Source organism: Pseudomonas sp. EA_65y_Pfl2_P74 (assembly GCF_963970575.1).
GTDB classification, from domain to species: Bacteria; Pseudomonadota; Gammaproteobacteria; order Pseudomonadales; family Pseudomonadaceae; genus Aquipseudomonas; species Aquipseudomonas baetica_A.
In genome coordinates this window covers 77,993-90,177 of the sequence record NZ_CAXAOQ010000012.1, presented here as the reverse complement: position 1 = coordinate 90,177, position 12,185 = coordinate 77,993, and the positions used below count along the sequence as shown (strand labels likewise).

At 61.6% G+C, this 12,185-nt stretch carries 8 protein-coding genes (1 of these 8 cut by a window edge); 4 read left to right on the top strand and 4 right to left on the bottom strand.

Annotated features, from left to right (window positions below; translation table 11 throughout):
• Nucleotides 1–17 precede the first annotated feature (17 nt).
• Entirely contained in the window at nt 18–1,001 is a 984-nt protein-coding gene (locus AACY18_RS11975) for a GlxA family transcriptional regulator (protein ID WP_339464953.1), read from the top strand.
• Nucleotides 1,002–1,013: 12 nt separating this feature from the next.
• Here the strand turns inward: AACY18_RS11975 and AACY18_RS11970 are convergent, their stop codons facing one another.
• From AACY18_RS11970 to AACY18_RS11960, 3 genes are all read right to left on the bottom strand, one after another.
• Nucleotides 1,014–1,403, bottom strand: a complete 390-nt coding sequence (locus tag AACY18_RS11970) for a hypothetical protein (protein WP_339432432.1) — start codon at nt 1,401–1,403, stop codon at nt 1,014–1,016.
• 251 nt (nt 1,404–1,654) lie between these two features.
• Nucleotides 1,655–3,481 (bottom strand): glycoside hydrolase family 15 protein, encoded by a 1,827-nt coding sequence (locus tag AACY18_RS11965; protein WP_339464952.1) that lies wholly within the window; start codon nt 3,479–3,481, stop codon nt 1,655–1,657.
• Nucleotides 3,474–4,274, bottom strand: coding sequence for a glucose 1-dehydrogenase (locus AACY18_RS11960; protein WP_339464951.1), 801 nt, complete (start codon nt 4,272–4,274; stop codon nt 3,474–3,476). The genes AACY18_RS11965 and AACY18_RS11960 overlap by 8 nt, the downstream gene beginning before the upstream one ends.
• A gap of 175 nt (nt 4,275–4,449) precedes the next feature.
• On the opposite strand from AACY18_RS11960, the gene AACY18_RS11955 reads away from it, so the two are divergent.
• Entirely contained in the window at nt 4,450–5,622 is a 1,173-nt protein-coding gene (locus AACY18_RS11955) for an MFS transporter (RefSeq protein WP_339432429.1), read from the top strand.
• A 20-nt stretch (nt 5,623–5,642) separates the two neighbouring features.
• Here the strand turns inward: AACY18_RS11955 and AACY18_RS11950 are convergent, their stop codons facing one another.
• Nucleotides 5,643–6,776: a cupin-like domain-containing protein gene (locus tag AACY18_RS11950; RefSeq protein WP_339432428.1), complete on the bottom strand. Its 1,134-nt coding sequence runs from the start codon at nt 6,774–6,776 to the stop codon at nt 5,643–5,645.
• A 129-nt stretch (nt 6,777–6,905) separates the two neighbouring features.
• Between AACY18_RS11950 and AACY18_RS11945 the strand changes: the two genes are divergently transcribed.
• Together AACY18_RS11945 and AACY18_RS11940 are read left to right on the top strand one after the other, a co-directional pair.
• On the top strand, nt 6,906–7,643 hold the full coding sequence (locus AACY18_RS11945; protein ID WP_339464950.1) for a thioesterase II family protein: 738 nt from the start codon (nt 6,906–6,908) through the stop codon (nt 7,641–7,643).
• Nucleotides 7,644–7,884: 241 nt separating this feature from the next.
• On the top strand, nt 7,885–12,185 hold the beginning of the coding sequence (locus tag AACY18_RS11940) for a non-ribosomal peptide synthetase (protein ID WP_339464949.1). 8,020 nt of this gene lie beyond the right edge of the window; the window shows 4,301 of its 12,321 coding nt (coding positions 1–4,301); its start codon is at nt 7,885–7,887; its stop codon lies off the right edge, out of view.

Sequence of the window (12,185 nt, the reverse complement as noted above, 5' to 3'; positions counted from 1 at the left end):
CCCACGAATTACGCCAAATGCCCAAAGCCATTCACGTACTCGCGTTTGCCAACATGCAGATCCTCGACGTCACAGGGCCTTTGCAGGTATTCGCCTCGGCCAACGACATTGCCCGCCAGCGCGGTTTGCCGATTCCGTATGCGCCGACGGTGATTGCCCGCGAGGGCGGGGCGGTGATGTCGTCGGCAGGCTTGGCGATATTGGCCGAACCGCTACCGCAAGAGCCCAGCGACACGCTGATCATTGCGGGCGGCTGGGGTATTTATCCGGCGGCTGAAGATGTGCCGCTGGTGGATTGGGTGCGCGAACACGCGGCGAAATGTCGGCGCGTGGCTTCGGTGTGCACCGGGGCTTTCTTGCTCGCAGCCAGTGGCTGGCTCGACGGTCGTCGCGTTGTCACCCACTGGACCCGTTGCGAACAACTGGCGCAGCAGCACCCGAAATTGCAGGTCGAGGCCAATCCGATTTTCATCAACGACGGCCCGGTCTGGACCTCGGCGGGCGTCACCGCCGGCATCGATCTGGCACTGGCGATGGTCGAGCAAGACCTCGGTCGCGAGATTGCGCTGGACGTCGCCCGGCATCTGGTGGTGTTCCTCAAACGCCCGGGCGGGCAGTCACAGTTCAGCGTGACGCTTGCGTTGCAAAATCAGGGCAATCGCTTTGATGACTTGCATGCCTGGATCGCCGAGAACCTGACCTGCGATCTAGGCGTGCCGACCCTGGCCGAGCAGGCGGGCATGAGCGAGCGCAGCTTCGTGCGCCACTACCGCGCCGACACCGGCCAGACCCCGGCGCGGGCGATTGAGCTGATTCGCGTCGAAACGGCGAGGCGGTTACTCAGTGATACGGGCTTGCCGGTCAAACGCATCGCCGCCCACTGCGGGTTTGGCAGTGAAGAGACGCTGCGCCGCAGTTTTCTGCGGGCGATTGGCGTGACGCCGCAGGCTTATCGGGAGCGCTTTTCGGTCAGTGCTGCAAAAGATCCAGCACTGCCCTGAGCGTTGGCCCGGTCAGGCTTCAGCTTCCGCCACCTGATTGAAATACTTGCTCCGATCCGGGGTAAACGTGACCCGCATCTTTGTCCGCGAACAGGTCAGCGAGCGTTCTTCACTCAAGTGAATATCCAGGTCTTCCCCGCGCAACCCCTGCCACTGGGCGAGGTATTTGAGCGAGCCGTACTTCTCGCTTTTCTTCAAGCTACGGCTGACGCCGCCTTTCCAGCCGAGTACCGGCAATTCGTCGGCGAGGCACTGTTGGGCGAGTTCGGGGAAACGGATGGCGCGCTGGCGGCCGATTTCCCAGCATTTGATCAGGCCTTTGTCGTCGGCCTCCCACAGTTGAGTGCGGGTCAGGCCGGTGCGCAGGGGCGAGTCGATGGTGCGCTGGACGTGGTGGGTCATTCTGGTTCCTTGAATCGGGTTTTGTTGGACAGCTCCGCTGTGCCCGTTGCGGTGGATGTTAGGGGCGGATTAAACAGCTGGCAACAAGGTATTTCGGGGTGTAAGTGCAAGTTGCAGGGGGAGGATGGATCAAGTGCTGTTGAGTATTTGTAGTCCCTCGCCGCAGGGACAGGACTTTCCTGCATCAGTGGCGGGTTTTAGTCCTACAGCGAGGGTTATTTGAGTGAAATTTCCGACAGCCTCTGACGACATTACGGCTGCCAAGCATTCTTTTCTCCGCTCAAACGACGATCCAGAAAACTTGCCGCGCTGATCAACGCCAGGTGTGTCAGCGCCTGTGGCGTGTTGCCCAAGTGGCGTCCATGGGTGTCGAACTCCTCGGCATACAGCCCCAGCGGGTTGGCGTAGCGCAGCAATTGTTCGAATTGCAGGTGCGCTTTGTCCACTTGCCCGGCGCGCGCCAGGCATTCGACGTACCAGAATGAGCAGGCGGCGAACGCGCCTTCGGTGCCGGGCAGGCCATCAATGCCGTTGTCGTCGTTGCGATAGCGATAGACCATGCCTTCGCGCACCAGGCTTTTCTCGATGGCTTGCAGCGTTGCCAGCCAGCGCGGGTCCTTGGCACTGACGAAGCGCATCAACGGCATCAGCAGCATCGAGCCGTCCAGCGCGGTGCCGCCCTGGTACTGAACAAAATGCCCATGTTCTTCGTTCCAGAAGTTTTCCCAAATGTCGCTATAAACGGCCTGTCGGGTTTGATCCCATCGCGCAAATGGCGCGGGCAGCGAGCGTTTGTAAGCCAGGCGAATCGCGCGATCCAGCGCTACCCAGCACATCAGCCGTGAGTGCAGAAAATGATGCTGCTCACCGCGCATTTCCCAAATTCCTACATCTTTGTTCTGCCAAGTCTCACAGACGCGGTCGACTATTTGCCGGACATGATTCCAGCCCTCGTGAGAAATCGCATCGCCGTACTTGTTGACCAGGTACACCGCGTCCATTAACTCGCCAAAAATGTCGAGCTGGATTTGGTCGTAGGCTTCGTTGCCGATCCGCACGGGTTGGGCGCCGCCGTGACCTGACAGGTGAGTCAGCTCGGTTTCCGGCAACCGCTGGCGCCCGTCAATACCGTAAAGAATATTCAGTTTCATCGATTTGCCGTGGCCATCGCTGACCCGGCCACGCAGCCAGCGCATGTAGTCGTTGGCTTCCCCGACAAAGCCAAGACGCATGAACGCATATACCGTGAATGAGGCGTCGCGGATCCAGGTGTAGCGATAGTCCCAATTGCGCGAACCCCCCGGCGTTTCCGGCAGGCCGAACGTGGCGGCGGCGAGGATGGCGCCGTGTCTGCGTGAGGTCAGCAGCTTGAGTGCCAGCGCCGAGCGGTTGACCATCTCGCGCCAGCGTCCGCGATAGCTGGACTGGCTGATCCAGTCGCGCCAGTACTTCAGGGTGCGCGCCATGCACAGGTTGCCGGCCCCTTCGGCAAAGCGAGGATCCTGGCTTTCACCGAGCATGAATGAGGCTTGCTGATCCTGCTGCAAGGTGAACGTTGCGACAGCCGCGCCTGCGTCAATGTTCAGCGCCTGGTCGGCAGCCAGCCGCAGGGTTGGATAACCGCTGGCACTGAATAACACGTCTTGCCTGTCCATCCGGGCGCTCGTTTCGGCGCGGGCGTAGTCATGCTTGACGGCGCAGCGCATATGAAACGTCGCCTGACCGCTGGCCACCCGAACCCGCCGCATGAGTACCGGCATGTCATCTTCGTTGTCGCCGATGGGAAGCAGGTCGGTGACTTCGACCACCGCGTGCTCACTGAGCCAACGGGTCTGCAAGACGTTGGTGCCCGGCAGGTAAATCTGTTCGCGCCGTGCATCGGGCAAGTCCGGTGCCAGTTGAAAAATCCCTGCTTCAGGGGTATCCAGCAGCGAACAGAAAATCGACGGGCTGTCGAACTCCGGCCAGCAGAAAAAATCCACGCTGCCCTTGTCGTTGACCAGTGCCGCACTGCGCATGTCGCCGATGATGCCGTGGGCGTCGATCGGGCTTTGTCGTTCTTGATGATGTTCAGCCATTGCCGCGAAACTCCGGATAGAGGCTCATGCCGCCGTCGATGAACAGGGTCGTACCGACGATGTAGTCGGACGCGTCAGAGGCGAGGAAGACCAGGGCGTTGGCGACGTCTTCAGCTTCGCCGATACGTCCGTAGGGAATCAGCTCGAGCAGTTTTTCGCCGGCATCCCCTTCAGTGGCCGCGGTATTGATCGCCGTGCGAATCGCTCCCGGCGCAATGCCGTTGATGCGAATGCGCTGATGGCTGACTTCCTGAGCGAGGGTCTGCATCAACTGATCGACGCCTCCCTTGGAGGCCGCGTAGTTGACGTGCCCGGCCCATGGGATGCGCTGGTGCACCGAACTCATGTGAATGATCTTGCCAGCGGCCCGGGAGACGCCTTCGCGAATACCTTGGCGCTGGAAAATCCGCAGCGCGGCGCGAGCGCAGAGGAACTGGCCGGTGAGGTTGACGCCGATCACCGTGTTCCAGTCGTCCAGCGACATGTCCACGGCGGCGGCGTCTTTTTGCAGGCCGGAATTGGCCACCAGAATATCCAGTGAGCCAAAGGCTTCCAGGGTGTCAGTGAACATCCGATCGACCTCATCCTCTTTTGACACATCGGCGCCAATGGCGAGGGCTTGACCACCGTCGGCGATGATCTGCCGGACCAGCGCGTGGGCGGGTTCGGCATGACGATTGTAGTTGATGACGACCGCAGCGCCGGCAGCGGCGAGGGCTTTGGCAGCCGCATGACCGATGCCGGAGCTGGCGCCGGTGATGAGTGCCACTTGATGGGCGAGGGAAATCTGCATGCGAAGTCGCGCCTGGATTGAGGGCTTATTTAGCTGACTGATGGCCGGCGGCCAGAGTTCATCGACGAACATGAAATAAACGATAGGAAGGCTTTCACACTCCACCAACAATTCCCCGCTTCCACGCTCATCAGCCTTTATGGCAACTTGGCCGCCCCTGATGAGGCTGCAACCGATGGCAAACCCTTACCGCGAATTGTTCAATGCCCCCGGCGCCCGAAATTTTGTGCTGGCGGGGATGATTGCGCGTATGCCGATTTCCATGACGGGCATCGGCGTGATCACCATGCTGTCGCAGTTGAAGGGCGGGTATGCGCTGGCGGGTGCGGTGGCGGCGACGTTTGCCTTGGCCACCGCGTTTTGTGCGCCGCAGGTGTCGCGGCTGGTCGATCGGTTTGGTCAGGGGCGCGTTTTGCCGCTGTCGGCATTGATCGGTGGCGGGGCGTTGTTGATGTTGTTGCTGTGTACGCGGTTGCAGGCGCCGACCTGGACGCTGTTCATCTTCGCCGCGTTGGCCGGTTGCATGCCGAGCATGTCGGCGATGGTGCGGGCGCGCTGGACGCAAATCTATCGCGGCCAGCCACAACTGCAGACCGCGTATGCGCTGGAGTCTGTGCTCGATGAAGTCTGCTTTATCGTCGGCCCGCCGCTGTCGGTGGGATTGTGCGTGGCGGTGTTTCCCGAAGCCGGGCCGCTGGCGGCGTTGTTGATGTTGGCGATCGGCGTAACGGCGTTCGTGGCCCAGCGCAGCACCGAGCCGGCGGTGCATCCCCACGCATCCCATCACCAAGGCTCGATCATTCGCTCGACGGACGTTCAATGGTTGCTGCTGTTGATGACCGCCATGGGCATCATCGTCGGCGTGATCGATGTGGTCAGCGTCGCGTTCGCCCAGCATCAAGGGCAGCCGGCCGCGGCGAGCATTGTGCTGTCGGTGTACGCCATCGGCTCGTGCCTGGCCGGGATCGCGTTTGGTGCGATGCGTTCGAAACTGCCGTTGCCGCGATTGTTTTTGTATGGCGGTATGGCGACGGCGGTGACAACCTTGCCGTTGCTGCTGGCGAGCAATATTTTCGGGTTGTCGGTGGCGGTGTTTATCGCCGGGCTATTCTTCTCGCCGACGCTGATTGTGGCGATGGCGTTGATTGAGCGTATTGTGCCGCCGGCCAAACTGACTGAAGGTCTGACCTGGCTGGTGACCGGTCTGAGCATCGGCGTCGCTGTCGGTGCTGCCGGGTCCGGGGCGCTGGTGGATGCCTTTGGCGCGCGTAGCGGTTTCTGGCTGGCGATTGCGGCCGGATCGGTGGTGCTGGTTTCGGCGGTGCAGAGCTTCCGACATTTGAAATGAGCTCGTCCTTGTGGGCGCGGTCACCAACCGCGCCCCGAGTTGACCCAGAAGTTCACCGACAGCGACGTCGACACCGACACCACTTGATGGAACCAGCCCTCCGGCAAGAACAGCAGGTCCCCTGCCTCCAGCGTCACCCGCAGGAATGTCACATCCCGCGCCGCCGGGAAGCGTTCGTAGTCCGGCGCATCCGGGTTGAAGTCACAGCCATCCAGACCGCCCTTGGGCGCCGTCGACCAGGTGCCCAGCGCTTCACGGTGATGAGGCGCGGCGAGGGTGAACGTCTTCTGCCCCCAGACCTGAGCAAACAGATTGTCGGTGTCGTCGCGATGCAACGGCGTCAGCGTGCCTTTGGGGCCGATCCAGATTCGTGGCGGGATGAACAGCGTGGCATCGAAGTAGGGCGGGTATTGGATCTGCTGCATCAATTGCGTCGGCAGAATGTTGTTGCCCATGTACGCCGGCGGTTCACCGTCTGCACTTTTGGCCGCTGGCGTGTCCAGCGAGGCGATGAAGTCGGCCATCGATGTCGAACGGAAATCACGTTCGGTAGAGAAGGTTTTCTTCACGTAATCGCCATGGCGAGTGATGCCTTGCAGTTCGGCGAAATGCACCAGCGATTCTTCGCGGCTGAGTTTGAACAACGGCCAGTCGTGCAGCGCGTTGCTGATCACCACGGGAATACCGTTAGGCAAGTACTTGCTTTTGAATTCGCTGACCGACAACTCGTTGCGCGCGCGTCGCTCGATGCTGATCTGTGTCGGCAGGCTGGCGGTGAGTTTTTCACTGAAGCGCGGCGGGGTCGGATAGCGCTTGTTCATGTCGACCTTTTCCGTCACGGGGCCACCGTGCATCGCATGCTCGATGATCTGCGGCAGCAGCGTCGCCAGGCCCATGTTGCCGCCGATCCTCAGGCGACCGCTGGCGAACAGTTCTTCGACGTTGGCCATGCCGCCCATGATCCCGAGAAAATCACACTCGGCGACTTCGATGGTCACATCGGGGCTGGCATGTCGGCCCGGCACAGTGCGGCTGCTGGCCTTGACCTCGGACCAGTAGGCCTGCTGCGGGCCAAACACGAATTGGAAAACGCCTTCGATGCCGACGGCACCGGCATTGGCGAACAACTTGCCCAGAATGCGCTGCAGGTCCACGGTGAATCCTCATTATTGGTTTTGGTCTGAACAGTTAACGAGCGCCTGTATGCAGGATTTACTGGCTGGCGACTAATTTGTTCAGGGCGCAATCCGTTTCTCACTACGGATAGTTTTTTTGAGGAGCGCATGGTGACCAAGCTGACCCTGCTGTGCCTGCCGTACTCTGGCGCCAGTGCCATGGTGTACAGCCGCTGGCGGCCGAAGATGCCGCAATGGCTGCACTTGCAACCTGTAGAGCTGCCGGGGCGCGGCGCACGTTTCGGTGAGCCATTGCACACCGACATGCGTGCACTGGCGAGGCAACTGGCTAAAGAGTTGTGCCCGACACTCAAGACGCCTTACGCGTTGTTCGGCCATAGCCTTGGCGCGTTGCTGGCCTGCGAAATGGCGCACGCCTTGCGTGCCCTCGGTTGCCCGGAACCGGTTGCACTGTTCGCCTCGGGCACGGCAGCGCCGACGATGCGCGCCGATTACGATCGCGGGTTTGCCGAGCCGAAAACCGACGCCGAGCTGATCGATCAATTGCGCACACTCAATGGCACCAGCGAAGAAGTGTTGGCCAACGCGGAGTTGATGAGCCTGACGCTGCCGATCCTGCGCGCGGACTTCCAGCTCTGCGGCAGATTCGAGCCGTTACGGCGACCACTGCTCAATTGCCCGGTGCATGTGTTCGGCGGCAAGGCTGACCGCGCCACCGCCGAGCAGTTGATCGGCTGGAGCAAGGAAACCCGTGGCAGCTTCTCGGTGGACATGCTCGCCGGTGGGCACTTTTTCATTCATGAACATGAGGCCAAGGTGCTGAAGGTGATCAAGGATCAACTCGACCTGCATCATCGCCGGCATGCCAGCGCCGCAACCGCATGATCACGGCAATACCTGCGGGGGCGGGCTTGCTCGCGAATGCGGTGTTTCGGTTGATGTATTGCTGACTGATAAGCGCATTCGCGAGCAAGCCCCTCCCACATTTGATTTGTATTAACTGAAAAATCCCCGTTCTGCTTCCCGCCTGACAGTTGTTCTCATTCGCTAATTTTTCCGGTCTGCATTCGTTTTATAGGGACGACGTGCCTTTGTGCTGCCTGCCTACTGATCCGGATGCTGAGAAATGAATGCTGAAGACTCCTTGAAACTTGCTCGCCGGTTTATCGGACTGCCGCTGGAAAAGCGCCAGATGTTCCTTGCGGCTTTGCAAAAGGAGGGCGTGGATTTCGCCCGGTTTCCGATCCCCGCCGGCATCGAGGCCGAGGATCGTCAGGCGTTGTCCTACGCGCAGCGGCGCATGTGGTTTCTCTGGCAACTCGATCCGCAAAGTGGCGCCTACAACTTGCCGGGCGCAGTGCGTCTGAGTGGGCGCTTGAATGTGGCGGCGCTGGAGCAAGCCTTCGCCTGTCTGGTGGAGCGTCACGAAACCCTGCGCACGGTGTTCCAGCGCCAGGCCGATGACCGCCTGCTGCAAGTGCCGGCCAGCGCACCGCTGGTGATTGCCCGTGAAGATTTCAGCGCTCTGCCGCAGGCCGAACGCGAGCAGGCTGTGGTTCACGCCGCCGAGCAACAATCGGTGCTGCCGTTCGATCTGGCAGTCGGCCCGCTGCTGCGGGTCAATGTGCTCAAACTCGCGGAGCAGGAACACGTCCTGTTGCTGACCTTGCACCACATCGTCTCCGATGGCTGGTCGATGAACGTGCTGATTGATGAATTCATCCGCTGCTACGACGCGTTCGATGGCGATCAGCCGCCGCTACTGGCGCCGCTGCCGATTCAGTACAGCGACTATGCCCTGTGGCAACGGCGCTGGCTGGAGGCGGGCGAGCAGGCACGCCAACTCGACTACTGGCAGGCGCAACTGGGCGACGAACATCCGGTACTGGAATTGCCGCTGGATCATTCGCGCCCGACGGTGCCGAGCTATCGCGGTACCCGCTACGAATTTGCCGTCGACGCTCAGTTGGCCGAGCAACTGCGCAACACCGCGCAGCAGCATCAGGTCACCTTGTTCATGTTTTTGCTCGGCGCCTTTAACGCGCTGCTGCACCGGTATACCGGTCAGACGGATATCCGTGTCGGCGTACCGATTGCCAACCGCAACCGTGGGGACATCGAAGGGCTGATCGGCTTCTTCGTCAACACCCAGGTGCTGCGCACGCAACTGGACGGCCAGACCCGCGTCGATGATCTGCTGCGCGCGATCAAGGAAACCGCGCTCGGCGCCCAGGCTCATCAGGATCTGCCGTTCGAGCAACTGGTCGAAGCGCTGAAACTGGAACGCAGCCTCAGCCACACGCCACTGTTCCAGGTGATGTACAACCACCAGCCGCAAGTGGCCGACGTCGCCGCGCTGAGCACCGCGTCGGGTCTGGCGCTGAGCAGTCTCGACTGGCAGAGTCGTACCACGCAGTTCGACCTGACCCTGGATACCTGCGAGAAGGGTGGCAAGCTGCACGCCGCATTGACCTACGCCAGCGACCTGTTCGACGCCGCGACCATCGCACGCATGGCACGTCACTGGCTGCGCTTGCTGGCAGCGATGGTCGCTGATCCGTCGCAGCGGGTTGGCGAGTTGCCACTGCTGGAGGTCGATGAACATCACGCGCTGGTGCACGCCTGGAACGATACGCCGGCGCTTTACCCGACCGAGCAGTCGATTCATCAACTGATCGAAGCGCAGGTTGCCCGTACGCCGAATGCGCCAGCGCTGGTGTTTGGTGAGCAGACCTTGAGCTACGTCGAGCTGGATGCCCGGGCCAATCAACTGGCGCAGCTGCTGCGTGAGCAAGGCGTACAGGCCGACAGTCTGGTCGGCATCTGCGCCCAGCGCTCTCTGGAGATGGTCGTCGGCCTGCTGGCCATCCTCAAGGCGGGTGGCGCCTATGTGCCGCTGGACCCGGAGTATCCGCAGGAACGTCTGGCCTACATGATCGAGGACAGCGCCATCACCTTGCTGTTGACCCAAGCGGCGCTGCTGACATCCCTGCCGACTGACGGCGTCAAGGTCATTGCGCTGGATCAGCCGGGCCTGCTCGACGGCTACAGTGAAAGCCGTGCGGATGTACCGGTTGATCCGTTGAATCTTGCGTACGTGATTTACACCTCCGGTTCCACCGGCAAGCCCAAGGGGGCCGGCAACAGTCACGCCGCGCTGGTCAACCGCTTGTGCTGGATGCAGGACGCTTACGCTCTGGACGCCAGTGATTCGGTGCTGCAGAAAACCCCTTTCAGCTTCGACGTATCGGTCTGGGAGTTCTTCTGGCCGCTGCTCAGCGGTGCGCGTCTGGTCGTCGCTGCGCCTGGGGCGCACCGTGATCCGCGGCAGATGATCGACACCATTAACCGCCACCGCATTACTACGCTGCATTTTGTGCCATCGATGTTGCAGGCGTTTATTCACGAGCCGGGCGTCGAAACGTGCGCCGGCCTCAAACGCATCGTGTGCAGCGGTGAAGCATTACCACTGGATGCGCAACTGCAAGTCTTCGCCAAACTGCCGAACGCCGGCCTCTACAACCTCTACGGTCCGACGGAGGCGGCCATCGACGTCACCCACTGGACGTGCGTCGACGAAGGCGCCGACAGCGTGCCGATCGGTCGTCCGATCGCCAACCTGCGCACCCATGTGCTCGACGCCGAACTGTCGCCGGTGCCAAGTGGCGTGGCCGGCGAACTGTACCTGGGCGGAGCGGGGCTGGCGCGCAGTTATCACCAGCGTCCGGCACTGACCGCCGAACGTTTTGTGCCGTGCCCGTTCCATGAGGGCGCGCGCCTGTACCGTACCGGTGACCGTGTGCGTCAGCGAACTGACGGCGTGATCGAGTACCTGGGTCGTCTCGACCATCAGGTGAAACTGCGCGGTTTGCGCATTGAACTCGGTGAAATCGAAACCCGCCTGATGCAGCACTCGCGGGTGCGTGAGGCCGTGGTGCTGGTGCAGGGCGGCAAGCATCTGGTGGCTTATCTGGTGCTGGAAAATACTCAGCCGCACGAGCAATGGCAGCAGGACGTCAAGGCCTGGCTGCTCGGCAGTCTGCCGGAATTCATGGTGCCGACCTACCTGATGACCCTGGCCACACTGCCGGTCACCGCCAACGGCAAACTGGATCGCAAGGCTCTGCCGCAACCTGACGCCGCGCCGCAGCAAGCCTTCGTTGCGCCGCAGGACACGATGCAAAAAGCCCTGGCGGCGATCTGGGCCGACGTGCTCGGTCTTGAGCGCGTCGGCCTCGAAGACAACTTCTTCGAGCTGGGCGGCGACTCGATCATCTCCATTCAAGTGGTCAGCCGGGCGCGACAGGTCGGGATTCGCGTCAGTGCGCGTGATCTGTTCCAGTACCAGACCGTGCGCAGCCTCGCACGGGTCGCCACGCTGGACAGCCAGACGTCGGTGGATCAAGGGCCAGTGACCGGCGACGCCGTACTCGGGCCGATCCAGCAACACTTCTTCAGCCATGCGATGCCGGTGCGTGAGCACTGGAACCAGTCGTTGCTGCTGACCCCGCGCGCCACTTTGAACGCTCAGTGGCTCGATACCGCGCTGGCGCACGTCATCAACCACCACGATGCCCTGCGCCTGCGCTTCGTCGAAAACGCCGAAGGCTGGCAGCAAAGCCACGGCCCACGGGTTGAAAGCGCTGGGCTGTGGCAGCGCGACGCCGACTCAGTCGAGCAGTTGAACGCCTTATGCAACGAGGCCCAGCGCAGTCTTGATCTGCGCAACGGCCCGCTGCTGCGCGCGTTGCTGGTCACGCTGGCCGATGGCAGCCAGCGTCTGGCGCTGATCATTCATCACTTGGTGGTGGATGGGGTTTCCTGGCGAGTGCTGCTGGAAGATGTGCAGCAGGCCTATGAGCAACTGGCGGCGGGCGGCGGCATTCAATTGGCGGCAAAAACCACAGCCTTCCAGAGCTGGACAGCACGCCTCGAAAGCGCAGCGTCGCGTTTCGACGACCAACTGAATTATTGGAAAGCCCAGCATCAGGATGCCCGGGATCTGCCGTGCGAGCGTCCGGATGGCAGCCTGCAGAACCGGCATGGCGAGAAAATCCAATGGCGCCTCGACGCCGAGCGCACCCGTCAACTGTTGCAACAGGCGCCGGCAGCGTATCGCACGCAGGTCAACGATCTGCTGCTCACGGCACTGGCGCGCACCATCAGCCGCTGGAGCGAGCAACCGGGCACGCTGATCGAGATGGAGGGGCATGGTCGCGAAGATCTGTTCGATGACATCGACCTGAGTCGCACTGTGGGCTGGTTCACCAGCCTGTTCGCGGTAAATCTGATTGCCGTCGATGATCTCGACGGCTCGATCAAGTCGATCAAGGAGCAACTGCGCGCGGTACCGGACAAAGGTCTGGGCTATGGCGTGCTGCGTTATCTCGCGGCGCCGTCGGTATGCGCCGAATTTGAGTCGCTGGC